23 protein-coding genes and 1 pseudogene are annotated in these 24932 nt (G+C 71.3%); 16 read left to right on the top strand and 8 right to left on the bottom strand.

Annotated features, from left to right (window positions below; genetic code table 11):
* Positions 1 to 20 precede the first annotated feature (20 nt).
* A complete protein-coding gene (locus tag WD341_RS09035; protein WP_368425117.1) occupies positions 21 to 575 on the top strand; it encodes a TRAP transporter small permease in 555 nt (184 codons plus the stop codon).
* Here the strand turns inward: WD341_RS09035 and WD341_RS09030 are convergent.
* Positions 572 to 802, bottom strand: a complete 231-nt coding sequence (locus tag WD341_RS09030; RefSeq protein WP_368425116.1) for a hypothetical protein — start codon at positions 800 to 802, stop codon at positions 572 to 574. The genes WD341_RS09035 and WD341_RS09030 overlap by 4 nt on opposite strands.
* Here WD341_RS09030 and WD341_RS09025 point away from each other — a divergent pair.
* The 5 genes and pseudogenes from WD341_RS09025 to WD341_RS09005 all read left to right on the top strand — a co-directional run.
* Positions 690 to 995: pseudogene (locus WD341_RS09025) on the top strand (TRAP transporter large permease subunit); the annotation flags it as partial. The gene WD341_RS09030 and the pseudogene WD341_RS09025 sit on opposite strands and share 113 nt — an antisense overlap.
* An 88-nt stretch (positions 996 to 1083) precedes the next feature.
* Positions 1084 to 1923 carry a TRAP transporter large permease gene (locus WD341_RS09020; protein WP_368425127.1) on the top strand — a complete coding sequence of 280 codons (840 nt, stop codon included), beginning with the start codon at positions 1084 to 1086 and terminating at the stop codon, positions 1921 to 1923.
* Positions 1924 to 1969: 46 nt separating this feature from the next.
* Positions 1970 to 3436 (top strand): malonyl-CoA decarboxylase, encoded by a 1467-nt coding sequence (locus WD341_RS09015; protein WP_368425115.1) that lies wholly within the window; start codon positions 1970 to 1972, stop codon positions 3434 to 3436.
* A 96-nt stretch (positions 3437 to 3532) separates the two neighbouring features.
* The gene (locus WD341_RS09010) at positions 3533 to 4711 is read left to right on the top strand and encodes a type III PLP-dependent enzyme (RefSeq protein ID WP_368425114.1); all 1179 of its coding nucleotides are present in this window, start codon (positions 3533 to 3535) and stop codon (positions 4709 to 4711) included.
* The gene (locus WD341_RS09005; RefSeq protein ID WP_368425113.1) at positions 4708 to 5577 is read left to right on the top strand and encodes an alpha/beta fold hydrolase; all 870 of its coding nucleotides are present in this window, start codon (positions 4708 to 4710) and stop codon (positions 5575 to 5577) included. The genes WD341_RS09010 and WD341_RS09005 overlap by 4 nt, the downstream gene beginning before the upstream one ends.
* A 61-nt stretch (positions 5578 to 5638) precedes the next feature.
* Here the strand turns inward: WD341_RS09005 and WD341_RS09000 are convergent, their stop codons facing one another.
* Positions 5639 to 7015, bottom strand: a complete 1377-nt coding sequence (locus tag WD341_RS09000) for a rhodanese-like domain-containing protein (RefSeq protein ID WP_368425112.1) — start codon at positions 7013 to 7015, stop codon at positions 5639 to 5641.
* Between the two features lie 119 nt (positions 7016 to 7134).
* On the opposite strand from WD341_RS09000, the gene WD341_RS08995 reads away from it, so the two are divergent.
* Positions 7135 to 8004: a formate/nitrite transporter family protein gene (locus tag WD341_RS08995; RefSeq protein ID WP_368425111.1), complete on the top strand. Its 870-nt coding sequence runs from the start codon at positions 7135 to 7137 to the stop codon at positions 8002 to 8004.
* 46 nt (positions 8005 to 8050) lie between these two features.
* Positions 8051 to 9148, top strand: coding sequence for a YheT family hydrolase (locus WD341_RS08990; protein ID WP_368425110.1), 1098 nt, complete (start codon positions 8051 to 8053; stop codon positions 9146 to 9148).
* Here WD341_RS08990 and hemB read toward each other — a convergent pair.
* Positions 9106 to 10107: a porphobilinogen synthase gene (hemB, locus tag WD341_RS08985; protein ID WP_368425109.1), complete on the bottom strand. Its 1002-nt coding sequence runs from the start codon at positions 10105 to 10107 to the stop codon at positions 9106 to 9108. The two genes, WD341_RS08990 and hemB, sit on opposite strands and share 43 nt — an antisense overlap.
* Positions 10108 to 10329: 222 nt before the next feature.
* Here hemB and WD341_RS08980 point away from each other — a divergent pair, with 222 nt between their 5' ends.
* From WD341_RS08980 to WD341_RS08970, 3 genes are all read left to right on the top strand, one after another.
* On the top strand, positions 10330 to 12060 hold the full coding sequence (locus WD341_RS08980) for a sensor histidine kinase (RefSeq protein WP_368425108.1): 1731 nt from the start codon (positions 10330 to 10332) through the stop codon (positions 12058 to 12060).
* A gap of 137 nt (positions 12061 to 12197) precedes the next feature.
* The gene (locus WD341_RS08975; RefSeq protein WP_368425107.1) at positions 12198 to 13289 is read left to right on the top strand and encodes a TRAP transporter substrate-binding protein; all 1092 of its coding nucleotides are present in this window, start codon (positions 12198 to 12200) and stop codon (positions 13287 to 13289) included.
* Between the two features lie 101 nt (positions 13290 to 13390).
* Positions 13391 to 14539: a TauD/TfdA family dioxygenase gene (locus WD341_RS08970; protein ID WP_368425106.1), complete on the top strand. Its 1149-nt coding sequence runs from the start codon at positions 13391 to 13393 to the stop codon at positions 14537 to 14539.
* A 112-nt stretch (positions 14540 to 14651) separates the two neighbouring features.
* On the opposite strand, the gene WD341_RS08965 is transcribed toward WD341_RS08970, so the two are convergent.
* Positions 14652 to 15974: an O-acetylhomoserine aminocarboxypropyltransferase/cysteine synthase family protein gene (locus WD341_RS08965; RefSeq protein ID WP_368425105.1), complete on the bottom strand. Its 1323-nt coding sequence runs from the start codon at positions 15972 to 15974 to the stop codon at positions 14652 to 14654.
* Between the two features lie 438 nt (positions 15975 to 16412).
* Complete coding sequence (locus WD341_RS08960; RefSeq protein ID WP_368425104.1) at positions 16413 to 17195, bottom strand: hypothetical protein; 783 nt, start codon at positions 17193 to 17195, stop codon at positions 16413 to 16415.
* A gap of 252 nt (positions 17196 to 17447) precedes the next feature.
* Here WD341_RS08960 and WD341_RS08955 point away from each other — a divergent pair, with 252 nt between their 5' ends.
* The 4 genes from WD341_RS08955 to WD341_RS08940 all read left to right on the top strand — a co-directional run bounded on the left by WD341_RS08955 (position 17448) and on the right by WD341_RS08940 (position 21479).
* The gene (locus WD341_RS08955) at positions 17448 to 18590 is read left to right on the top strand and encodes an acyl-CoA dehydrogenase family protein (RefSeq protein ID WP_368425103.1); all 1143 of its coding nucleotides are present in this window, start codon (positions 17448 to 17450) and stop codon (positions 18588 to 18590) included.
* Between the two features lie 106 nt (positions 18591 to 18696).
* The gene (locus WD341_RS08950) at positions 18697 to 19794 is read left to right on the top strand and encodes an enoyl-CoA hydratase/isomerase family protein (RefSeq protein WP_368425102.1); all 1098 of its coding nucleotides are present in this window, start codon (positions 18697 to 18699) and stop codon (positions 19792 to 19794) included.
* Positions 19795 to 19992: 198 nt separating this feature from the next.
* Entirely contained in the window at positions 19993 to 20892 is a 900-nt protein-coding gene (mmsB, locus tag WD341_RS08945; RefSeq protein ID WP_368425101.1) for a 3-hydroxyisobutyrate dehydrogenase, read from the top strand.
* 113 nt (positions 20893 to 21005) lie between these two features.
* The gene (locus WD341_RS08940; protein WP_368425100.1) at positions 21006 to 21479 is read left to right on the top strand and encodes a MarR family winged helix-turn-helix transcriptional regulator; all 474 of its coding nucleotides are present in this window, start codon (positions 21006 to 21008) and stop codon (positions 21477 to 21479) included.
* A 28-nt stretch (positions 21480 to 21507) separates the two neighbouring features.
* Here the strand turns inward: WD341_RS08940 and WD341_RS08935 are convergent, their stop codons facing one another.
* Both WD341_RS08935 and WD341_RS08930 read right to left on the bottom strand, forming a co-directional pair.
* A complete protein-coding gene (locus tag WD341_RS08935; RefSeq protein WP_368425099.1) occupies positions 21508 to 22236 on the bottom strand; it encodes an LrgB family protein in 729 nt (242 codons plus the stop codon).
* Positions 22237 to 22240: 4 nt separating this feature from the next.
* The gene (locus tag WD341_RS08930; protein WP_368425098.1) at positions 22241 to 22633 is read right to left on the bottom strand and encodes a CidA/LrgA family protein; all 393 of its coding nucleotides are present in this window, start codon (positions 22631 to 22633) and stop codon (positions 22241 to 22243) included.
* Positions 22634 to 22708: 75 nt separating this feature from the next.
* On the opposite strand from WD341_RS08930, the gene WD341_RS08925 reads away from it, so the two are divergent.
* Positions 22709 to 23653 carry a DMT family transporter gene (locus tag WD341_RS08925; RefSeq protein WP_368425097.1) on the top strand — a complete coding sequence of 315 codons (945 nt, stop codon included), beginning with the start codon at positions 22709 to 22711 and terminating at the stop codon, positions 23651 to 23653.
* A gap of 12 nt (positions 23654 to 23665) precedes the next feature.
* On the opposite strand, the gene WD341_RS08920 is transcribed toward WD341_RS08925, so the two are convergent.
* On the bottom strand, positions 23666 to 24775 hold the full coding sequence (locus WD341_RS08920; RefSeq protein WP_368425096.1) for a mandelate racemase/muconate lactonizing enzyme family protein: 1110 nt from the start codon (positions 24773 to 24775) through the stop codon (positions 23666 to 23668).
* Between the last annotated feature and the right edge of the window lie 157 nt (positions 24776 to 24932).

Below are 24932 nucleotides of genomic sequence, written 5' to 3'. Positions count from 1 at the left end.
GAACGCACGGGGTGCGCTGAATGATCGCCGGCTTCATCCGCTTCGCCAACCGCCTGTCCTTCGTCAGCGGCGTCCTGGCGGCTTCCATGATCGCGGTCTCGATCCTGGTCGTCTGCCACATGATCTTCGTGCGCTACGTGCTCGGCCACTCGACGATCTGGCAGACCGAGTTCGTCACCTACATGATGCTGGGCGCGACGCTGGTCGGCATGGCCTACGTCCAGTATCTGCGCGGCCACGTCAACGTCGACCTGCTGCCGATCTACCTCGGCGGGCGCGCGCGCCTCGCGCTCGGAGTCTTCGTGCTGCTGCTCTCGCTCGCGGTGACCGCGGTCTTCGCCTTCTACGGCTACGCCTTCTGGCACGAGGCCTGGGCCGAGGGCTGGCGCTCCGATACCGTCTGGGGCGTCGACCTCTGGCTGCCCTACGCGGCGGTGCCCCTCGGCTTCCTGCTGTTCGCGCTGCAGCTTCTGGCGGACCTCCTGGGCCTGCTGACCGGCCGCCGGCAGGCCTTCGACCTGCCGGCGCGCGAGGTGGGCGGCGCGGCGGCGGGCCGCGGACTGGCGAACGACTAGGAGCGGCAGTTCATGGAATTCGATCCGCTCACCCTCGGCGCGCTGGTCGCGGTCGCGACGATCCTGGTGCTCTTCTCGGGCATCTCGGTGGCCATCGGCCTGATCGTCGTCGCGATCGGCTTCCTGGCGATCTTCGACTTCAATGGCTGGCGGGCCATCGCCTGGCTGCCGGAGACGCTGTTCGCCGAGCTCAACGACTTCGCCCTGCTGTCGATCCCGATGTTCATCCTGATGGGGGCGGCCGTGGCCTCGACACGGGCGGGCGGCGATCTCTACGAGGCGCTCGAGCGATGGCTGACCCGGGTGCCGGGCGGCCTGGTGGTCTCGAACCTCGGCGCCTGCGCGATCTTTTCGGCGCTGTCGGGGTCCTCGCCGGCGACCTGTGCCGCGATCGGGAAGATGGGCATCCCGGAGATGCGCAAGCGCGGCTACCCGCCGGAGGTCGCCGCCGGCGCGATCGCCGCCGGCGGGGCCCACGCTCGGCATCCTGATTCCGCCGAGCGTGACGATGATCGTCTACGGCATCGCCACCGAGACCTCGATCGGCCGGCTATTCCTGGCCGGCGCGCTGCCCGGCCTGCTGCTGGTCTCGCTGTTCATGGCCTGGGCGATCTTCGACACCTGGCGGCGCGGCGCCGGCGACGTCCTGACCCCGACGGTCTACAGCTGGGGCCAGAAGTTCTCCTCGCTGTTCCGGGTGATCCCCTTCCTGCTGATCATCCTGGGCGTGCTCTTCGCGCTCTACGGCGGCGTCGCCACGCCCTCGGAGACCGCCGCGGTCGGCGCGCTCCTGGTGCTGGTCTTCGCGGTCGTGATCTACCGCCTGTGGCGCTTCCGCGATCTCTGGACGGTGCTGCGCGATTCGACCAAGGAATCGGTGATGATCCTGCTGATCATCGCCGCCTCCGGCCTGTTCAGCCACATGCTCTCGAGCCTCTTCATCACCCAGACGGTGGCGAGCTGGATCGCGGACCTCGACGTCAACCGCTGGGTCCTGATGGGCGCGATCAACCTGTTCCTGCTGGTCGCCGGCTTCTTCCTGCCGCCCGTCGCGGTGATCCTGATGTCGGCGCCGGTGCTGCTGCCGATCGTGCTGGCCGTCGGCTTCGATCCCTACTGGTTCGCGGTGATCCTGACCATCAACATGGAGATCGGGCTGATCACGCCGCCGGTCGGCCTGAACCTCTACGTCATCAACGGCATCGCGCCCGACATCCGGCTGCAGACGATCCTGCGCGGGTCGCTGCCCTTCGTCGGCTGCATGGTGCTCGCGATCGTGATCTTGTGCGCCTTCCCCGAGATCGCCACGTGGTTGCCCGTGGCGGTCATGGGACCTGTCGTCCAATAGCCGCGTTGCCACGTCATCAGTCCGCGCAGCCCTGGCGGGAGAGATCATGGCGGAAGCCGTCCAGCAGTCCTTCTTCGACCGTACGCTGACCAACCTGTCGACGGCTTGGCGCGACGTCGCCGCCTCGGCCGCGCGCTCGGTCGGCCTGACCCTGGACGCACCCGGCGCCGACCCCGATGCCCTGCGCACCATGATGCGCGACTGCCTGGAGGCGCGCGGCGGCGAGGTCTCGGCGCGCGCCCCCGCCGCCCCGCTCGGCCCCACCAATCTGCAGCTCGACCCGGCCGGCCGCAACCTGTTCCTGCGCCTGCTCGCGGAGGATTTCGCGGTCGACCGCGAGGCCGTCGACCGCGCCGTGGCGAGGCTCTCGGAGGCCGGCGAGGGGGCTGGGCGCGCGCGCGCCGAGCGGGCCCTGCGGCGCGCCCTGGTGCCGCCGCGCCTCAAGCTGCTGACCCAGTTCAACGGCCTGCCCGAGGGCGTCAAGTTCCTGGCCGACCTGCGCGCCGACCTGCTGGCGACCCTGGGCGACGACGCCGCGCTGAAGTCGCTCGACGACGACCTCTACGAGCTGCTGTCCAGCTGGTTCGACACCGGCTTCCTGGATCTCGAGCGGATCGACTGGAACTCCAGCGCGGCGCTGCTGGAGAAGCTGATCGCCTACGAGGCGGTCCACGAGATCCGCGACTTCTACGACCTGCGAAACCGGCTCGACTCCGACCGCCGCTGCTACGCGCTGTTCCATCCGCGCATGCCCAAGGAGCCGCTCGCCTTCGTCGAAGTCGCACTGGTGCAGGGGCTGGCCGGCAGCATCCAGGCGCTGCTCGACGAGACGGCGCCGCAGGGCGATCCCGGCAGCGCCGACACCGCGATCTTCTATTCGATCTCCAACACCCAGAAGGGCCTGAAGGGCATTTCCCTGGGCGAGTACCTGATCAAGATGGTCGTGCGCGAGCTGGGCGAGGCCATGCCCCGGGTCAGGACCTTCGGCACCCTGTCGCCGGTGCCGGGCTTCCGGCGCTGGCTCGCCGGCGTACCGGCCGAGGAGCTGAACGGCCTGCTGAGCGTCGAGGAGCGCGGCGGCATCCGCGCCCTGGGCGGCAGCGACTCGACGCCCGAGTCGCTGGCGGCACTGCTCGACCGGGCCGACTGGATGCGCGACCCGGTGATCGCCAGGGCGCTCGAGGAGCCGCTGTTGCGCCTGATGGCGAAGTACTTCACCGTGAAGCGCGACGACGGGCAGCCGATCGATCCGGTCGCCCGCTTCCACCTGCGCAACGGCGCACGGCTGGAACGGCTCAACTGGCTCGCCGACGTCTCGGACAAGGGCCTGAAGCAGGCGGCGGGAATGATGGTCAACTATCGCTACCTGCCCGACGAGCTGGAGCGCAACCACGACGCCTACGTCTCGAAGGGCACCGTGGCGATGGCCGCCGAGGTTCGCGGGCTGGTCCGCAAGGTGCGCGGCGACGGCAGCTCGACCCTGCGCCGCCTCGGCCTGGGCACCGGACGGTGAGCCGCGCCTGCGCCGCCGCTTCGGGGCTCGCGGGCGTTGGGCCTGCAGGTGTCCGCCTGGCCCCTTTCGGCGTCGGAGGCTTCGGGCTCCAGGCCTTTGGCTAGACCGCGCTCCTTCGCCGACGCACGCGCGGTCGCCGCGGCGCTGCGCCCGAGCTACCCGGTCTACTGTCTGAGGCCCCACGTCCTTGCGCGCCAGGCCCGGCGCTTCCTGACGCAGTTCCCCGGCGAGGTGCTCTACGCGGTCAAGTGCAACCCGCACCCGCTGGTCGTGGACGCGCTCTACCGCGCCGGCATCCGCCACTTCGACACCGCCTCGCTGCCCGAGATCGCACAGATCGCCGAGACCTACCCCGAGGCCCGCAGCTACTTCATGCATCCGGTCAAGGGCCGGGCGGTGATCAAGAACGCCTACAGCGTCTACGGCGTGCGTCACTTCGTGGTCGACCACGAGGCCGAGCTCGAGAAGCTGCTGGAGGTGACCGGCGGCGAGGGGCTGACGGTCATGGTGCGCCTGGTCACGCCGCCCTCCGAGGGCACGCTCTACCATCTCTCGGCCAAGTTCGGCGCCGAGCCGCGCGAGGCGGCGGCCTTGCTGCAGCGGGCCGAGGGGGCCGGCTGCCGGGCGGGCCTTGCCTTCCACGTCGGCTCGCAGTGCCTGAGGCCCCAGGCCTACGGCATCGCCCTCGGGCTGTGCGGCGAGATCCTGGCGCAGGCCGGCGTGGCGCCGGTCGCCATCGACGTCGGCGGCGGCTTTCCCGCGCGCTACGTCGAGATGGACTCGCCGCCGCTCGCCGACTACTTCCAGGCGATCCGCGACGGACTCAAGGCGCTCCGCCTGTCGCCGACGGTCGAGATCCTCTGCGAGCCGGGCCGCGCACTGGTCGCCGCCGGCTGCTCGCTCCTGGTCCAGGTCCAGCTGCGGAAGGAGCGGCAACTCTACATCAACGACGGCATCTACGGCTCCCTGTCCGAGACGGTCGACGCCGGGATTCGGCTGCCGGCGCGGCTGATCCGCCTGGAGGGGCCGGCGCCGGCGGAGGCGACCCTGGACTTCACGCTGAACGGCCCGACCTGCGACTCCCTGGACGTCGTGCCCGGCACCTTCGAGCTGCCCGCCGACATCCGCGAGGGGGACTGGATCGAGATCGACCAGGTCGGCGCCTACTCGAACGCGCTCGCGACCCACTTCAACGGCTTCTTCCCTGAGACCTTCGTGACCGTCGAGGACGCCTCGCCGGCCTTCGCCGAGGCGAGCGGCGCGAGCGCGGCGTGAGCGAGGCCGCCGCTCCCGTCCTGCGCTGGCTGTCCTGTCTCGGCCGGAAGGGCTTCCACGACATGGCGTACTGGGAGTGGGGCGCGCCCGATGCCGCCCGCACCGCCCTCTGCGTCCACGGCCTGGCGCGCAACGGTCGCGATTTCGACGCCCTGGCCGCCGCCCTCGTCGCGGCCGGCTACCGGGTCGTCTGTCCCGACGTCGTCGGACGGGGCGAGAGCGGCCGCCTGAGCGATCCCCTGGACTACGGCCTGCCGCAGTACCAGAGCGACCTGGCGGCGCTGATCGCCCGGCTTGACGTCGAGCAGGTCGATTGGGTCGGCACCTCGATGGGGGGGCTGATCGCGCTGCTGACCGCCTGCCTGCCCGGCCACCCGATCCGCCGGCTGGTGCTCAACGACGTCGGTCCCTTCGTGCCGCAGGCGGCGCTGGAGCGGATCGCCGGCTACGTCGGGCGCGACCTCGTCTGGCCGGACCTGGCGGCGGCCGAGGCCGCGATCCGCGAGCTCTACGCGCCCTTCGGCCTGACCACGGATGCGCAGTGGCGGCGCTTCACCGAGATCTCGGTGCGGGCGCGGCCGGTGGGCGGCTGGGGCCGCAACTACGACCTTGGCATCGCCGAGCCCCTGGCCGCGGGGCCGCTTTCGGACATCGATCTCTGGGCGCAGTGGGACCTGCTCGACCTGCCGGTCCTGGTGCTGCGCGGCGAGCGCTCCGACCTGCTGCAACCTGAGACGGCGGCGCAGATGGCTCGGCGCGGCCCCCAGGCTCGCGTCCTCGAGGTTGCCGGCTGCGGCCACGCGCCGGCGCTGATGGAGGCGTCCCAGATCGCGCCGATCGTCGAGTGGCTCCGCCAGGGCGCCTGAGCCGCGCCCCGGCCGCGCCCCTCTTCGCCTCAGGGGTGCGGCTTCAAGCCACCGCGGCGGACTACTGGGCCTTGTCGGCGGTTGGGTGGCCGGCAGCCTGCCACGCGCCGGCCGAGCCCAGGAACACCGAGACGCCGGAGAAGCCGGCGCGGGCAAGCACCGAGGCCGCGACCGTGGCGCGCGCGCCGCTGGCGCACATCGTGGTGTAGCTGCGCTCGGGGTCGAGCTCGCCGAGCCGCTGCGGCAGTTCGCCCAGATAGAGGTGCCGCGCGCCGGGGATCGGCGACGCCTCGACCTCCGTAACGCCGCGCACGTCGAGCAGGCTCCAGCCTTCCGGCGGATCGGCGACGCGGCGGGCCACCTCCTCGACGTCGAGCGCCGGCAGTGCCCCGAACGGCCGGGCCCCGGCGGCCCAGGCCGGCAGCGCGGTGTCGAGGAAGCCCTCGACGCGGTCGTAGCCGATCTGCGCCAGGCTGCGCGCCGCGGCCGTGGCCTGCGCGCCGTCGTCGGCGACGAGCAGCAGCCGCTCCTCCGGGTCGAGCAGCCAGCCGGCGAAGGCCGAGAGCATGTCGGCGGGGATTGCCAGGCTGCCGGGCAGGTGGGCGCCTAGAAAGGCTGTGACGCCGCGCACGTCGAGCAGTGTCGCCCCCTCGTGCCCGGCCAGGGCCCCGGCGCCGCGCGGCGCCGGCGAAAGCACCCGGCGGACGGCCTCGCCGCCCTCCATGTTGAGCCGCTCCATCAGCCGGAAATAGGGCGGCTGGTAGTGGTGCTCGTTCAGCTTCTTCTCGACGAAGGCATCGCGATCCTGCAGCGCGAACATCGGATTGTTGCGGCGCTCGTAGCCGATCGTCGAGAACTCGCGGTCGGCCATGGCGTCGCCGCACACCGAGCCGGCGCCGTGCGCCGGGTAGAGGATCGCTTGGTCGCCGAGTGCCTCCAGCTTGCGCAAGCTGTCGAACAGCAGGCCGGCGACCTCCGCCGCGCGGTCGGGATAGAAATCGGTGCGGCCGACGTCCCCGATGAAGAGGGCGTCGCCGGTGAAGACCCCGACGGGCTCGCTGCCGAAGTCGGCGTCGTAGAGCGCGAAGGACAGGCTGTCGTCGGTGTGGCCCGGCGTCTCCAGCACCGCCAGCTCCAGCTTGCCGAAGGTGAAGCGCCTGCCCTCGCGCACCGTGTCGGCGTAGACGACCGGCCGCTCGGGATTGGGACCGTGATGCACCTCGGCGCCGGTCATTGCGGCCAGAATCGGCGCGCCCGAGACCAGGTCCTCGTTGCGGTGCGTCTCGAAGACGTGGGCGATGCGGCAGCCGCGCGCGTGGGCCAGCTCGACGTAGAGCTCGCAGTCTCGGCGCGGGTCGACGACCGCCGCCTCGCCGCCGTCGCCGATCACGTAGGAGAGATGGGCGAGGCCCTCGGTCTTGATCTTCTCGACGAACATGCGTCCTCCCGAATATGAGGGGTCGCGAACGAAACGAAGCGCGGTGGCGCTGGTTCCGCGCGGGCTTGCCCTCGCGCCGTTTCGCCGCGATCGTGGGGTCCGGGGCAGGGGAGGGAGCAGTGGCTGGGCAGCCGGACGACGGCGCGAGGCAAACGGACGGGGCGGCGGTCAACCCGACCGGCATCGACGCCTATGCGCCGGCGGAGATTGCGCTGAGGGTTCAGACCGCGGGCGTCGCCAAGGCGCGCCAGGCGCCGCTGCAGACCCTTGTGCTCGGGGTGCTCGCCGGCGTCTTCATCGCCTTCGGCGGCCTCCTGTTCCTGCTGGTCATGACCGGCTCCGAGCTTGGCTTCGGCCCGACCCGCTGGCTCGGCGGCCTCGCCTTCAGCCTGGGCCTGATCCTGGTCGTGGTCGGGGGCGCCGAGCTCTTCACCGGCAACAACCTGCTGGTCATGGCCTGGGCCGGGCGGCAGGTCACGACGGCGGCGCTGCTGCGCAACTGGATGCTGGTCTACTGCGCCAACCTCGCCGGCGCCCTGGCCATGGTCGCGCTGACCGGCCTGGCCGGCACGCTGGCGCTGGGCGAGGGCGGGCTTGGGCGCACGGCCGTGGCGGTCGCCGAGGCCAAGACCGCGCTGTCCTTCACCGAGGCCTTCGTGCGCGGAATCCTGTGCAACGCCCTGGTCTGCCTCGCTGTCTGGCTGTGCGTCTCGGCGCGCGACGTAGCCGGCAAGATCCTGGCCATCGTCTGGCCGATCAGCGCCTTCGTGGCCCTCGGCTTCGAGCACTCGGTCGCCAACATGTACCTGATTCCGCTCGGCCTGCTGGCCAGCGGCCAGGCAGCGGGACAGGCCATGGGGGTCCCCGAGGGCCTGGCCGTTCTCGAGGCGCTGTGGGGCAACCTCCTACCGGTCACGCTCGGCAACATCGTCGGCGGCGCGGGCGGCGTCGCCGCGATCTACTGGGCGGTCTACCTGCGCCATCGCTAGCCGCGGACCCCTGGCGACCTCGGGCTCCCGTCCTATCTGGATTCTCATGCCGGTGCCCGACTTCGAGCCTCGCCCGCCCTGGTGGGGCGGCGACCTGCAGACGCTGCGCAACGTGCTGGTCAAGACACGGGCCGATCTGGCGCCCTGGCCGGCGGAGCGCATCCTCGTGCGCCTGCCCGACGGCGACCGGCTGCCGGTCGTGCTGCACAGCGGCGAGGGCGGGCGGCGGCCCCTGGTGGTGGCGATTCACGGCCTGACCGGCTGCGAGGACTCGCTCTACCTGCGTGCGACGACGCGCTGGTTCCTGGAGAGCGGCTGGCCGGTGCTGCGCGTCAACCTGCGCGGCGCCGGTCCCGCCGGGCCGCTGTGCCCGAACGGCGGCTATCACGCCGGGCGCAGCGAGGACCTGCGCGCGCTGCTGTCGGTGCTGCGCTGGCAGCGGCCCGAGCTGGTCGCCAAGGGGGTCATGCCGCTCGGCTTTTCGCTGGGCGGCGCCATGCTGCTGAAGTTCCTGGCCGAGAACGACTTTCCGGTCGAGGTGCCGGCCGCCGCCGCGGTCTCGCCGCCGATCGACCTGGCGGCGGCGCAGGTCCGGCTGATGGCGCCGCGCAACGCCCTCTACCAGCGCTACATCCTGCATCACCTGCGCCGCGAACCGCGCGCCTCGGCGCAGCGGCCGGAGAGCCCGCCCGAGCGGCGGCGGTTCGAGCGGGCCTTCGCCGCGCGCTCGATCCAGGAGTTCGACGAGGTCTGGACCGGCCCGCGCAACGGCTTCGCCGGTGCCAAGGACTACTATCGGCGGTGCAGCGCCGGGCCGCGCCTGGCCGAGATCCGCGTGCCGACGCTGCTGATCCAGGCGCTCGACGATCCCTGGATTCCCGCAGCGAGCTACCGCGCCGTCGACTGGGCCGCCAGCCCGGCGCTCACGGCGCTGCTGCCGGCGCACGGCGGTCATGTCGGCTTTCACGGTACCGGGCGACGCGAGCCCTGGCACGACAGGGTGGCGGAGCGCTTCTTCGCCGAACGTCTCGGCCTCGGCGTCGAAAGGGGGGCTCAAGCGCCCGGCCGCCTGAGCCCGGCGCAGAATCCGCTCGGACTGCCTCAGCCCTTGCGCAGACGCTCGGCCGCCTCGACGGCGAAGTAGGTCAGCACGGCGTCGGCGCCGGCGCGCTTGAAGGCGATCAGCGACTCCATCATGGCGCGCTCGCCGTCCAGCCAGCCGTTGAGCGCCGCCGCCCTGATCATCGCGTACTCGCCGGAGACCTGGTAGGCGAAGGTCGGGACCGCGAAGCGGTCCTTCACGCGGCGGATGATGTCGAGATAGGGCAGGCCCGGCTTGACCATCACCATGTCGGCGCCCTCGGCGAGGTCGAGGGCGACCTCGTGCAGGGCCTCCTCGGCGTTGGCCGGATCCATCTGGTAGGTCTTCTTGTCGCCCCTGAGCGCGCCCGAGGAGCCGATCGCGTCGCGGAACGGCCCGTAGAAGGCGCTGGCGTACTTGGCGGCGTAGGAGCAGATGCGGGTGTCCTCCAGCCCGGCGCCGTCGAGCGCACGACGGATCGCGGCGATACGGCCGTCCATCATGTCCGAGGGCGCGATGATGTCGCAGCCCGCCTCGGCCTGGACCAGGGCCTGGCGGCACAGGATCTCGACCGTCTCGTCGTTCAGCACCCGGTCGCCCTCGAGCAGGCCGTCGTGGCCGAGCGGATTGAAGGGGTCGAGCGCGACGTCCCCGACCAGCCCGACCGTCGGCACCGCCTGCTTGATCGCGCGCAGGCCCCGGCAGATCAGGTTGTCGGGATTGACCGCCTCCTCGCAGCCCGGTGTCTTCAGCGGCTCCGAGACCTTGGGGAACAGGCAGACCGCCGGGATGCCGAGCTCGGCGGCGCGGCCGACGGCCTCGACCGCCTCCGACACCGTCAGGCGGCGCTGGCCGGGCATCGAGGCGATCTCGGCCGCCGGGTCGTCGTCCTCGCGCAGGAACACCGGCCAGATCAGGTCGTCGACGGCGAGCCGGTTCTCCGCGACCAGGCGGCGCGTCCAGTCGTCGCAGCGATTGCGGCGCAGCCGCGTGTCGGGAAAGCCGCCCCGGATCTGGACCATCTCGCGCTCTTGCTCCTGGGTACCCCTTGCGTATGGCGCGGGATCCTAGTGGCCGGGTCGGACGGGAACAAGGCGGGGTCGTCGATGCCTGCCCCGCGCTGGCCGCCAGCCGGGTGCGTCAACGCTTTTCGCTCGCTCCGGCAGGCCTCTTGAGGCAAGTGGTGGCTCGATCGCCGAGGGCGGTCTAGGAATCGTCCATCGCTGGCGGAAAGCAACTGCGCAATGGTTGACGATCGGACCGAGGTAATAGCTGCCGAGCCCGCGGTCTCCGACGCCGTGACCGGCCCGGCCCGGTCCCGATGGGGTCGACCGCGCCCGATCTCCTTCTACCTGCTGCTGCTGCCGCTGGTGACGCTCGTGCCGGCCTTCCTCTATGCGGGACTGGTTCTCGAGCGCAACAACGAGGCGCAGCGCGAGGTCGTCGAGACGCTGGTCTACGGCACCGCCGGCTCGATCGCGCAGTCGGTCGACCGCGAGCTGTCGGCCATGACCACCACCTTGCGGGTGCTCGCGACACTGCCGTCTCTCGATCGCGGCGACTTCGAGACCTTCCACAGCCGCGCTCAGGCGGCCCTGCAAGGCTCGCACAGCTACATGATCCTGCTCGACGACCGCTTCCAGCAGCTCGCCAACACGCGGGTCGCCTTCGGGGACCCCCTGGGCTCGGGCTCCGATCCCGATTCAGCCCGGACTGCGCTGGAAAGCGGGGCGCCGGCGGTCTCGGAGGTGTTCTTCGGGCAGACCTCCGGCCTCTGGGTCTTCAACGTCGCTATGCCGGTGGTCGGCGACGACGGCCGGGACCGGATACTGATCCTGACGCGCGACGCGGCGACGCTGTCCGACAAGCTGACCGGTCACCGGGTGCCGGCAGGCTGGAAGGTCGCGCTGCTCGACGCCGGCGGCACGCTGATCGCCTCCTCGGATCCGGCGATGCCGATCGGCGAGGACTTCTTCCTGCTGCGCGACACGCCCGACGAGCGCGGCCTGATCGAGCAGACCGCCGGCGAGCTGGAGTACCTGGCGGTCGTGCAGCCCTCGCTCCACTCGGACTGGCGGGTCGTCGCCTGGGCGCCCAGCGAGGTGCTGCGCGCGCCCTTCCGACGCTCCTTCGGGCTGCTGGTGATCGGCGGCCTGCTGATCGCAGCAGCCGCGCTGCTGGCGGTGGTCTGGCTGTCGCGCCTGGTCGGCGGGTCCGTCGCCCGCCTGGCGCGCAACGCCGAGCGGCTCGGCGCCGGCGAGGAGGTGGAGCTGCTCCACTCGCCGATCAGCGAGATCGAGACGGTGGCCGCGGCTCTGGCCGAGGCCGCGCGGGCACGCAAGGAGGCGGAGAACGAGATCCGCTTCCTCATGCGCGAGCTCGCACACCGCTCCAAGAACCAGCTCGCCGTGATCGGCGCGATCGCGAAGCAGACCGCCAAGGGCGCGGATACCCTCGCGGGCTTCGACGACGCCTTCCAGAAGCGGCTGCAGGGCCTGGCCCGCTCGACCGACCTGATGGTGCGAGAGAGCGCCGCGGGCATCGAGCTGCGCGCCCTGGTCGTGGCCCAGATCGAGCCTTTCCGGCCGCCCGACCCGCTGCGCGTCACGATCGAGGGGCCGCCTCGCCGGCTGTCGATCCACGGCGCCCAGATGCTCGGCATGGCGGTCCATGAGCTGGCCACCAACGCGGCGAAGTATGGCGCCTTTTCCGGGGTCGCCGGGCAGCTCGACATCGTCTGGAGCGCCGGCGACGAACGGCTCAGCCTGCAGTGGCGCGAGCGTGGCGTGGAGATCGCCGCCGAGGTGGGCCCCAGCGGCTTCGGCAGCGCGGTGATCGAGCGCATGGTCGGCCAGTCGCTCGATGCGCAGGTCGAGCGGCGCTTTCATGCCGATGGGATCGAGTGGCGCTTCGAGATTCCGCTTGCGATTCTGGAGGTGACCTCGTCCGACGCGGCGGATCCGCCGGCGGGGTGACCGGCGGCGAGGATTGCGCCATGCTGCATGGCTGGCAGACGCCGAGGCCATGGCCGAAGCGCTGGCGCGGACGCGCCCTGCTGGACCAGACTGCCGAAGCTCCGCGACCGCGCCGCTTGCCATGGGGAGAACCTGAGATGCCGCGACCCGACCGCCGACGTTTCCTGAAGACCGCCGGCCTCGGCCTGGCCGCCGGGGCGACCGTGCCGCTGGCCCGGCCGGCCGTCGCGCAGGAGCGCTTCGAGCTCAAGATGGTCACGACCTGGCCGAAGAACGCGCCGGGCGTCGGCGTCAACGCCGAGCGCTACGCCGACCGGCTGCGCGCGCTCTCCGGCGGCCGCCTGGACGTGAAGGTCTTCGCCGCCGGCGAGTTGGTGCCGCCCTTCGAGGCCTTCGACGCCGTCGCCTCCGGCACCGCCGATCTCGCCCATTCGACGCCCTACTACTGGGTCGGCAAGTCGCCGGCGATGAACTGGTTCACCGGCGTGCCCTTCGGCATGACGGCAGTCGAGTTCTTCTCCTGGCTGCGCTTCGGCGGCGGGCAGGCGCTGTGGGACGAGGTCTACGGCGGCTTCGGCCTCAAGCCTTTCTACGTCGGCTCGAGCGGCACCCAGGCCGGCGGCTGGTTCAACCGCAAGATCGAGACGGTCGACGACTTCAACGGCCTGAAGTTCCGCGTCGCCGGGCTCGGGGGCGAGGTCATGCGCCGGCTCGGCGCGGCGCCGGTCATGATGCCGCCGGGCGAGATCACCCAGGCCCTGGCCTCGGGCACGGTCGACGGGGCCGACTGGGTCGGGCCCTGGAACGACCTCGCCTTCGGGCTCTACCGCTTCGCCAAGTACTACTACATGCCGGGCTTCCACGAACCCGGTCCGGGCCTGGAGGTGATCTTCAACCAGAAGGTCCTGGACAGCCTGCCGGACGACCTCAAGGCGATGGTCGCGACGGCCGCCGATGCGACCGCGATCGAGACCCTGGGCGACTTCACCTACCACAACGCCGTCAGCCTCAAGGTGCTGATCGAGGAGCATGGGGTCGAGGTCCTGACGTTCCCGGATCCGGTGGTGCAGCGCCTCAAGGAGGTCAGCGAGGAGGTCGTGCAGGAGCTGGCGGGCGCCGACCCCCTGACCCAGAGGGTCGCCGATTCCTATGCCGATTTCCTGGCACAGGCGAACGAGTACGCGCCCTACGGCGAGCAGGGAATCCTGACCTGGCGGCAGCTCGACTGAGTCGGCCGCGACCCTCGCCGGACGGCCCTGGACAGAGGGCGGAGAAGCTGGTTGGCTGAACGCGGGTACGACGAAAGCCGCGGGCGAGGGAGAGCGAGGCGATGGCGACGCAGGTGCGAAAGGGCGAGCGGGCGCTGACGGTCGGCTGGCCGGACTGGCCGCAGGCGACCTTCCACTTCATCTGGTTGCGTGACAACTGCCAGTGCCCGGCCTGCCTGCACCCCTCGACGCGCGAGCGCACCCACTTCACCGCGGATGTGCCGGCCGGGGTCACGGCCGCCGAAGCCGCCTTGACCGCCGAGGGCGACCTGCGCGTTCGCTGGGCGCCCAGCACGCTCGATCCGGAGGGCCACGAGAGCGTCTTTCCCGACGGCTTCCTGCGCGCCTTCCTCTATCCGGCGGAATCCGGCCCGCTCCAGGCCCCGCCGCAGCGCCGGCTGTGGGCCGGGGAGCTGAACGGCCGGGTCCCGAGCTTCGACTTCGCCGAGGTCGTGCGCGACGACGCGGCGCTGCTCGGCTGGTGCGAGGCGATCCGCGACGTCGGCCTGGCGGTGGTCCACGGGCTGCCCAACCACAACGGCGAGGTCGAGCGCTTCGTCGAGCGCGTCGCCTTCGTGCGCGAGACGGTCTACGACCGCCTGCACGAGGTCTTCGTCGACCCCAAGGCCTACAACGTCGCCTCGACCGCGCTGGAGCTGAAGCCGCACACCGACATGCCGAACTACGCGTGGCCGCCATCGATTCAGCTGCTGCATTTCATGCGCAACGAGGCCCGGGGCGGCGAGACCACCGCGGTCGACGGCTTCCAGGTCGCCGAGCGGCTGCGCGAGGAGCGACCCGACTGCTTCGACCTGCTGACCCACGTCCAGGCCTGCTGGCGGATGTTCAGCGAGAAGGGCGACATCGTCGGGCGGGCGCCGATGATCACTCTCGATCCGGAGGGTCGGATCACGCTGGTGCGCTTCTCCAACCAGCTGATGCAGCCGCTGCAGATCGCCCCGGAGCTGGTCGAGCCCTTCTACGAGGCCTACCGGATCTTGGCCCGGATGATCGAGGACCCGGCCAACCAGGTGGTCATGCGCATGAGCTCGGGCGACCTGGTGACGACCCACAACCACCGGGTCCTGCACGGGCGCAAGGCCTTCGATCCCGCGAGCGGCGCCCGCAAGCTGCAGCTCAGCTACATGGACTTCGACGACCTGCTGAGCCGCATCCGCCTCCTGAGCGCCCGGCGCGCGGTGGCCGCCTAAGGGCCTGCCCCTCACCTCACCCTCCCACGCTTCGCGTGGGCCCCTCCCTCTCCGCTCCCCTCGGGGAGGGGAGAGGGCCGGGGTGAGGTGAGGGGCGCGACGGCCTTGGCGGCTACTCCGCGGCCTGCGGCAGCCGGGCCGCCGCGGCCAGGCCGCGGTCGAGGTCGGCGAGGATGTCGTCGATGTGCTCGATGCCGACCGACAGGCGCACGTAGCCGGGCGAGACGCCGGCGGCGAGCTGCTCCTCGGCCTGCAGCTGCGAGTGGGTGGTCGTCGCCGGGTGGATCGCCAGGCTGCGCGCGTCGCCGATGTTGGCGACGTGGTAGAACAGCTCGAGGCCGTCGATGAAGCGGCGGCCGGCCTCGACCCCCTCCTTCAGCTCGAAGCCGACCAGGCCGCCGCAGCCGCCGCGCAGGTAGGTCTCGGCGCGGCGGCGCTGCTCCGCGTCGGCGTGGAAGCTCGGGAAGATCACCTTCTCGACCTCGGGCCGGTCGCGCAGGTACTCGGCGACCGCCAGGGCGTTGGCCGAGTGGGCCCGGATCCGCAGCGGCAGGGTCTCCAGGCCCTGGATGATCTGGAAGGCGTTGAAGGGGCTGAGCGCCGGGCCGAGGTCGCGCAGCAGGGTCGTGCGCGCCTTGAGGATGTAGGCGACCGGGCCGAGCGGCTTCGTCGCCTCGGTCCAGACGGCGCCGTGATAGCTCGGGTCGGGCTGGTTGAGCAGCGGGAAGCGCTGCGCGTTGCCGGCCCAGTCGAAGGTGCCGCCGTCGACGATCATGCCGCCGATCGAGGTGCCGTGGCCGCCGATGTACTTGGTCGTCGAGTAGACGACGATGCTGGCGCCGTGCTCGAGCGGCCGGCACAGGATCGGGGCGGCCGTGTTGTCCATGATCAGCGGCACGCCGAGCTCTTGTCCGATCGCCGCGACCTCGGCGATCGGAAAGACCGTGAGTTTCGGGTTCGGCAGGGTCTCGCCGTACCAGGCGCGGGTTCGCTCGTCGGTCGCGCGGCGGAAGTTCTCGGGATCGGCCGGATCGACGAAGCGGACCTCGATGCCCTGGTTCGCCAGGGTGTTGGCGAAGAGGTTCCAGGTGCCGCCGTAGAGGTCGGTCGCGCTGACGATGTTGTCGCCGGCCTTGGCGATGTTCTGGATCGCCAGCGCCGAGGCGGCCTGCCCGGAGGCGACGGCAAGCGCGCCGACGCCGCCCTCGAGCGCCGCGACGCGCTGCTCCAGCACGTCGCAGGTCGGGTTCATGATCCGGGTGTAGATGTTGCCCAGCTCCTTGAGCGCGAAGAGGTCGCCGGCGTGCTGGGTGTCGCGGAACTGGTAGGAGGTCGTCTGGTAGATCGGCACCGCGACGGCGCCGGTCGCCGGGTCGGCGCGGTAGCCGGCGTGCAGCACCTGGGTCTCGGGGTTCTTGGACGTTGCCTTGGCCATGTTCGGCCCTCCCGTGAGGTCGCGTTTTCTCGGCCGGCAATGCCGGCGGCGATGGCGAGGGGCCCCACGAGGCGTGGCTCTTTAGCTTTTGTTGACCCGGAGCAAGCTGCCCCTCAAATCACCGGGAGCCGGTTGGGCCGGCCAAGCCGTGGCGCGGACCGCAGAGGGCCGGCGCCGGAACGAAGAAAACCGCCGCGGCGGGCGCCGGGCGGTTTCGTCAACCCAACGCTTTAGCCGCATTTGTTAAGCGCCCGCAAGCTGTAGCTCAAATCGGCGCTGGGGCGGAAGACTGCGGCCGCCTCTAGTGCCTGTCAAGGGGATTTTGCCAGACCGCGGGGCTGACCGGCGGCGGCTGCATAATCGGGATGTCGCTCTCTTCGCAGGGCACGCAGAGCGCGATCAGGTCGGGCTGCCCGTCGGCGCGGGAGACCGGCAGGATCAGCCGCTCGAAGCGGAACCAGTAGGCTTCTTCCTCGGGCCAGGTGAAGGGCAGGCGGAGGTGTCGAGGCGCGGCGTCTGCTGCTCCAGCAGGTGCTTGCGCAGCCGACCTGTCAGGGTCTGGCCGAGGTGGCCCGGGAGGTCCGCCAGGAAGGCGTCCCACAGGTCCTCCGTCGTCACTTGCCAGCTCGGCAGCCCGCGCTCGCCGTGCCAGAACACCATCGGCGTGCGCTCCGCGTTCGAGAAGCGCAGGTCCGGCGCCAGCGCGTCGAGCAGGCGGTCGACCGGCGGCAGTCGTCCCTCCCAGCAGAGCCGCCGCCAGACCTCGAAGCCGTGGCGTAGCGGTCGGCTGGCGTGGGCGAGGCGTTCGAGCGGACGCTCCAGCACGGTGGTGCCGAGAAAGGGCGTGGCGCCGCGCAGCCCGAGGATCTGCTCCATGCGGGTAGCGGCCAGAGAGCCCTTGAAATGGCTCTCGTCGACCCAGGCGCCGACGCAGTAGCGCAGATGCACGGCGCGCAGCTCGCGGTGGCGTCGCCGGACGTAGTCGGCGACCGCCTGGAGCGCGGTCGGGTCGACCCAGCAGGCGTCCCATTGGGCCGTCAGGTGGCGGCCGCCCTCCATCACCTTGACCAGGCGCATCAACCGGAAAGCCAGGCGGTGGGAGCGCTCGTCGTCGCCGATCGGCTGGCTGCGCCAGAGATCGTCGCTGTTGTGATCGACGGCCCGAAAGGTTCCGAGATCGTCGACCCACCAGATCTGTTCGTCCTGCCGGCAACGGGCCACCCAGGAGGCCCGGCTCGGCGAAAGCGACCTATGTTGCACGGTACCCCCGCTCATCGCCCGCCGCGCAAGGCGGCGGAAGTTCGACGATCCCCGCCCGGTTTCTAACGCAATTGCAGATAATAACAAGGTTCACGCATAGGTAGCATAGAATGGGGCTACCGCGCTGCGCGTAGCGCTGGATCGTCCGACCGGGACGCGCCTAAGGTTACGCCGCCAATGACTAGGAAACTGTTAACTCGAGAGGGCGGGCCCATGGACTTCGAGCCGAGCGAGGAGCAGCAGGCGTTCAGCGATCTCGCGCGGAGCTTCGCCCGCGACGAGATGGCGCCCCACGCGGCCCAGTGGGACGCGGACTGCCTGTTCCCCGTCGAGGCGCTTCGCAAGGCGGCCGGCCTCGGCTTTGCCGGCATCTACGTCCGCGACGACGTCGGCGGCTCCGGACTGTCTCGGCTCGACGCGACCCTGATCTTCGAGGAGCTGGCCGCGGCCTGTCCCTCGACGGCCGCCTACCTCTCGATCCACAACATGGCGGCCTGGATGATCGACCGTTTCGGCGACGAGGCGCTGCGCCGACGCGTCCTGCCGCCGCTGATGACCATGGAGCACTTCGCCTCCTATTGCCTGACCGAGCCGGGCCACGGCTCCGATGCCGCCAACCTGCAGACCACGGCCGAGCGGCGCGGCGACCGCTACGTCCTGAACGGCCAGAAGGCCTTCATCTCCGGCGGTGGCGCCAGCGACGTCTACGTCGTCATGTGCCGGACCGGGGCGCCCGGCCCGAAGGGCATCTCGACCCTGGTCGTGCCCAAGGACACGCCGGGCCTGTCGTTCGGCAAGAAGGAGGTCAAGCTGGGCTGGAACAGCCAGCCGACCGCGGCGGTGATCTTCGAGGACGCCGAGGTGCCGCTCGACAACCGACTGGGCGGCGAGGGCGACGGCTTCCGGATCGCCATGATGGGGCTCGACGGCGGCCGGCTGAACATCGGCGCCTGCTCGCTCGGCGGGGCGCGCGCCTGCCTGGAGCTGGCCCTCGACTACGTTCGGGAGCGCCGGCAGTTCGGACAGGCGATCGCCGACTTCCAGGCGACCCAGTTCAAGCTGGCCGACATGGCGACCGAGCTGGAGGCCTCGCGCCTGCTGATCCGGCGCGCCGCCGCCGCGCTCGACGCCGCCGCGCCGGACGCGACCCGGCTCTGCGCCATGGCCAAGCGCTTCGCCACCGACGCCGGCTTCGCGATCGTCAACGAGGCGCTGCAGCTCCACGGCGGCTACGGCTACATCCGGGACTACCCGATCGAGCGCTACCTGCGCGACCTGCGCGTCCACCAGATCCTCGAAGGCACCAACGAGATCATGCGCGTGATCGTCGCCCGCAAGCTGCTCGGCGGGGCCTGAATGCCGCCGCCGGGCTGCCGGGGACCGACGGGCCGGCGCTGGATTCGGCGGGCCGCCTCTTCTAAACAGTACGGCCCAACGGATGCACGGAAGGACGGCGGCCCAGATGGACGAGACGGCGATGGACGAGACGGCGATGGACGAGACGGCGGAGATTCTTTTCGAGCGGCGCGGCGCGGTCGGCCTGGTCACCCTGAACCGGCCGAAGGCGCTGAACTCCCTGACCCTGGAGATGATCCGCCAGTTCCAGCCGAGGCTCGAGGCCTGGGCCGCGGACCCCGAGGTCGGCGCGGTCGTGATCCGCGGGGCCGGCGAGAAGGCCTTCTGCGCCGGCGGCGACGTCCGCTCGGTCTGGACGGCCGCCAGGGACGGGGGCGACCTGCCCCGCGAGTTCTTCCGCGAGGAGTACATCCTCAACCGCACGATCTTCCGCCTCGCCAAGCCCTACATCGCGCTGATCGACGGCATCGCCATGGGCGGCGGCGTCGGCCTCTCGGTCCACGGCATGATCCGGGTCGCCGGCGACCGCACGCTCGTCGCCATGCCCGAGACCGCCATCGGCCTGTTCCCCGACGTCGGCGGCTCCTACTTCCTGCCGCGCCTCCCGGGCAAAGCGGGCCTGTTCCTGGCGCTGACGGGCCACCGCCTGAAGGCGGCGGACTGCCGCTACCTCGGCGTCGCCACCCACTATGTGCCGACCGACAGCCAGGAGGCCCTGCTCGAGGCGCTCTGCGCCGCCGACTTCCCCGGCGACGGCGGCAGCGCCGCCGAGGCGGCGGTCAACGGCTTCGCGGTCCACGCCGGCGCCTCGGACCTGCAGCAGCGCCAGGCGGCGATCGACCGCCTGTTCTCCGGCGGCTCGGTCGAGGCGGTCCTGGCGGCGCTGGAGGCCGAGGGCGATAAGGGCGACGGGTGGGCGGCCGAGCAGGCCGCGATCCTGCGTAAGCGCTCGCCGACCTCGATGAAGGTCGCCTTCGAGCAGCTCCGCCGCGGCGCCAACCTGACCTTCGAGGAGTGCATGACCATGGAGTACCGGCTCAGCCAGGCGGCCATGGCCGGTCACGACTTCCACGAGGGCATCCGCGCCGTGCTGGTCGACAAGGACCATGCCCCGGCGTGGCGGCCGGCGAGCCTGGCGGACGTCGACACGGCGCTGGTCGAGTCGCACTTCAAGTCGCTCGGCGAACGCGACCTGACGTTCTGATTAGGCCAGCGCCGGGTCGGGCTTCGCCCTTCGACAGGCTCAGGGTGAAGCCCGACCTTCGGCCGGCGCCGGACGTGGCCGTCGCTTCATGGTGAGCCAGTCGAACCATGCAAGCGTCCAGTCGGTTCCAGAGACTGGACAGCGGATGGCATTCGCGCGGGAATGACGACCATAGAAGCGTCTCCTGGGAGGAAAGCAATGGCAGCGATCGGTTTTATCGGGCTCGGCAACATGGGCGGGCCGATGGCCCGCAACCTGGCCAAGGCCGGCCATGCGGTGAAGGGCTTCGACCTGGTGCCGGCGGCGCTCGAGGCGGCCCGGGCCGCCGGCATCGACACGGTGGCGAACGCCGAGGCCGCCGCCGCGGGCGTCGAGGCGGTCTTCACCATGCTGCCGGCCGGCCCCCACGTGCGCGCCGTCTATCTGGGGGCGGAGGGGCAGGGGGGGCTGCTCGCCGCGGCCGAGGCCGGCACCCTCTTCCTGGACTGCTCGACGATCGACGTCGACAGCGCGCGCGCGGTCCATAGCGCCGCCGAGGCGGCCGGCCACCTGATGGTCGACGCCCCGGTCTCGGGCGGCGTCGCCGGCGCCGAGGCGGCCAGCCTGACGCTGATGGTCGGCGGCAGCGCGGAGGCCTTCGCCCGGGCCGAGCCGCTGCTGAAGGCGGTCGGCAAGCGGGCGATCCACGCCGGCGGGCCGGGCAACGGGCAGGTCGCCAAGGTCTGCAACAACATGATGCTCGGCATCTGCATGCTGGCGACGGCCGAGGCCTTCACCCTGGGCGAGACCCTGGGGCTGGAGCCGAAGACGCTGTTCGACATTGCCTCCAGCGCCTCGGGCATGAACTGGGCGATGCTCAACCACCACCCGCTGCCCGGCATCGTCGAGAGCGCGGCGGCAAACCGGGACTACAAGCCGGGCTTCGCCGCGGCGATGATGCACAAGGACCTCAAGCTGTCCCAGGCGGCGGCGGCCAGCGCCGGGGTCGCGACGCCGCTCGGCGCCGAGGCGGCGCAGCTCTACACGCTGTTCGTCAACGCAGGGAACGGCGGGCTCGACTACTCGGCCATCGTCAAGCTGGTCGCGGGCAAGTCCTAGGCGCGCCTCCGGTGCCGCCGAGGGCGCGCTTAAGCCTCCCTTAATGCCCTTCGCTTCATCTTTTCGGCAACGTTGCCGCGAATGCGCGCCGCTTCGCCATGAGGAAGACGAGGATGAAGACGAGCTACCTGCAGACCATCCAGCTGGTCGAGCGGCTGCACCGGCAGTGTCTCGAACTGGTCAAGACCGAGCTGGAGCGCCTGGCGATCCGCGACCTCAACAACGTGCAGGCGCTGATCCTCTTCAACATCGGCGAGGAGGAGCTGACCGTCGGCGAGCTGACCCAGCGCGGCTACTACCTGGGCTCCAACGTCTCCTACAACGTCAAGAAGCTGGTCGAGAACGGCTACCTGGTCCAGCAGCGCTCGCTGCACGACCGCCGCTCCTACCACGTCAAGGCGAGCGAGCGCGGCGTCTCGGTTTACCGCCATCTCTCGGCGCTGTTCGAGCACCACGTCGCCGAGATGCCCGAGGCCGGCTTCACGCCCGAGGATCTGAGCGAGGCCGGCCGCGTGCTGGCCCGCCTGCTGCGCTTCTGGTCCGCGCCCGGTTCGGCGCCCAGCGCCTCCCTGACCGACGCCGCCTAACCGCCCCCCAGGAGAGGCCACAAGGGCCTTAGAACAGCAGCCGGATCAGCAGCGGCAGCAGGGCCGCGGTTGCCAGCGCATTGAGGCCCATGGCGAGGCCCGAGAAGGCGCCCGCGACCTCGTCGATCTGCAGGGCCCGCGCGGTGCCGATGCCGTGGGCGGTGACGCCGAGGGCGAAGCCGCGCGCCTTCCAGTCCCGGATGCGCAGCAGGTTCAACGTGTGCGGCGCCAGCACCGCGCCGGCGATGCCGGTCAGGATCACCAGCACGGCGGTCAGCGAGGGCAGTCCGCCGATCTGCTCGGCGATGCCCATGGCGACCGGCGTGGTCACCGACTTCGGCGCCAGCGAGAGCAGCGTCTCCAGGCTGGCGCCGAGCGCCCAGGCGATGGCCACCGCCGAGCCGGCGGCGGTCAGCGAGCCGCAGAGCAGGGCGAGCAGCAGCGGCAGGGCCTCGCGCTTGACCGCCCGGAATTGGCGGTAGAGCGGCACCGCCAGCGCCACCGTCGCCGGGCCCAGCAGGAAGTGCACGAACTGCGCGCCCTCGAAGTAGGTCGGATAGTCGGTGCCGGTCACGAGCAGCAGGCCGACCAGCAGGATCACGGCGATCAGCACGGGATTGGCCAGGGGGTTGAGGCCGGCCCGGCGGTAGAGCCAGTCGCCGGCGAGATAGGCAGAGAGGGTCACGGTCAGGCCGAGCAGCGGCGTCTCCGCCAGGTAGACCCAAATGCGCCAGAAGGGCTCCTCGATTCCGGCCATCGCCTCAGTCCTCCGGTCCGGGACGTGGTCCGCTGTCGGCGGCGGAGTGCTCGGCCCGGCGCAGCAGGCGGCTGGCGCCCTGCAGCACCAGGGCGGTGACCGCCACCGTGATGACGGCGCTGCCGATGAGGGCGGCGGCGATCGGCAGCCATTCGCGGCCGATCAACGACAGGTGGAGCATGACGCCGACGCCGGCCGGCACGAACAGCAGCGAGAGGTTGCGCAGCAGCGCGCCGGCGGTCTCGGCGAGCGCCGGCGGGATCTCGCCGCGCAGGGCGAGGCCGACGAACAGCAGCGCCATGCCGACGACCGGCCCCGGCAGCGGCAGGGCGGTGGCGCGCACCGCGACCTCGCCGAGCAGCTGGCAGAGCAGCAGCAGGGTCAGGCTTCCGAGCATCGCAGCCTCGCTTTCGCCAGGGGTTCCGCAGGAGGGCTTCCGCGGCGGGCGACGCCATGCTACCGCCAGTCCGCCATGACCGACAGTACCCGCCAGAGCCCGGCCGGAGCCGCCGTCCCCGAGGAGCCGGGCCGGCCGCTCAACGGCATCCTGCTGCTCGTCGGGGCCATGATGCTGGTGCCGATCATGGACGGCATCGCCAAGACCCTGAGCGCCGACTACGCCACGGCCCAGGTCGTCTGGGCGCGCTACTTCTTCCATCTCGCCTTCCTGCTGCCGCTCGCGCTGTGGCGCTACGGGCGCGCGGCGCTGCTGCCGAAGCGGCCGGTCGCCCAGGTCCTGCGCGGCGGCCTGCTGCTCGCCTCCACGGTGCTGTTCTTCGCGGCGATCCGCACCATGCCGCTGGCCGACGCGCTGGCCCTGGTCTTCGTCTATCCCTTCGTGGTGACCGCGCTGTCGCCGCTGCTGCTCGGCGAGTCGGTCGGCATCCGCCGCTGGTCGGCGGTGCTGGTCGGCTTCGCCGGCGCCCTGATCGTGATCCGGCCGGGACTCGGGGTGTTCCAGTGGTCCGCGCTGCTGGCTGCCGGCGCCGGCACGGTCTACGCCTTCTACGTCATGGCGACGCGCAAGCTGGCCGGCTCCAGCCCGCCGCTGGTGACGCTGGTCTTCACGGCCCTGCTCGGCGCCGTCGCGATGTCCTTCGTGGCGCCCGCCTTCTGGAAGTCGCCGGCCGCTGCCGACTGGGCCCTGATGGCGCTGATGGGCCTGGTCGCGGCGGCCGGCCACTTCCTGCTGATCAAGGCCTACGAGCAGGCCTCGGCCAGCCTGCTCTCGCCCTACGGCTACAGCGAGATGGCGATGGCGGTGGTGGTCGGGCTGGTCGCCTTCGGCGACTTCCCGGACGCCGGCACCTGGCTCGGCGTCGCGGTCATCATCGGCAGCGGTATCTACATCGCGGTGCGCGAGCGCAAGCGCGAGGTCGCGCCGGCGACCGTCGCCAAGCCGGACGCACGGCTCTAGGGGCCGACCGGCCTAGCCGATCCGGGTTTCGGCGAGACGCTTCTCGTCCAGCTCCAAGCCGAAGCCGGGGCCTTCGGGGAGGGTCAGCCAGCCCTCGCTGTCGGGGACCAGCGGATCGACCAGGGGATAGTCGCGCCGCTCCGGCGTCCAGGTCGGCGGGTCGAAGGGGAACTCGAAGTAGCTGGAGCCGGCGACGCCGGCGGCAAGGTGCGCGTTGGCCATCAGGCCGATGCCGTTGCCCCAGCTGTGCGGCGTGAACTCCAGGCCGGCGTCGACCGCCTGGCGGGCGAGCTGGGCGAGGCCCAGGATGCCGCCGGTGACGACGCAGTCGGGCTGCAGCACGTCCAGGCAGCGGCCCTCGACCAGCCGGCGCAGCTCGTGCAGCTCGCGGGTCATCTCGCCGCCGGCGATGCGCAGGTCGACCTCCTCGCGCAGCAGCCGCATGCCCTCGAGGTCGCCGCGGTGCAGCGGCTCCTCCATCCAGTAGACGTCGAGGTCCTCGAGCTCGCGGGCGACCGCCAGGGCCTCCTTCAGGGCCCAGGGCCGGGTCGTGTCCCAGGGCATGCGCCAGCCCTGGTTGCAGTCGACCATCAGCTTCAGGCTCTCGCCGACCGCGTCGCGCACCGCGGCCAGGGCCTCGATGTCCTCGGCCCAGTCGGGACGCTGGAAGCGGATCTTCATGGCCGGGAAGCCTTCCTCGACGATCAGCTGGGCGAGGTCGGCGAGCTCGCCGGGCTCGCGCAGGCTGCCCGAGGAGGCGTAGCAGCGAACCCTGTTCGAGCGCCCGCCGAGCAGGCGCCAGACCGGCTCGCCGGTATAGAGCCCGTAGAGGTCCCAGAGCGCGTTCTCCAGGGGCCAGCAGCGGCCGTAGTGGAAGGAGAGGTTCTCGACGACCCGGAAATGGCGGTCGAGGTCGCGCGGATCCTGGCCCAGGAACAGCTCCTCGTGCCCGCCGAAGCCGGCCATGGAATCGCCCGATCCGACGCCGACCAGACCCTCGTCGGTGTGGACGCGCAGGAGATCGACGTCGAAGTGGTGCCGCGCCCGGCTGTCCCAGGAGGGCTTGAACGGCGGGTCCAGGGGCAGGCGATGAACCGAACGCTCGATGCGCGTGATCTTCATGGCCGGCTCGCTTTTCCGGAGGCTGGAGGCGAGCAGGCACAGTGGGGTGCGCTTTCGGGGGCGTCAATGGCGAGAATCGGCAAGACAGGCCCGCGGCCGGCCGCCTAGGAGCCTGTCTGAGTAAGCGTCTTCGTCTCGACGCTGCGTTGTGTTCGTG

The organism is Tistlia sp. (assembly GCF_040905785.1).
In the GTDB taxonomy this organism is placed as follows: Bacteria; Pseudomonadota; Alphaproteobacteria; order Kiloniellales; family DSM-21159; genus Tistlia.
Note: the sequence above shows the minus strand (reverse complement) of the source record. Positions and strands in the feature narration are given on the sequence as shown.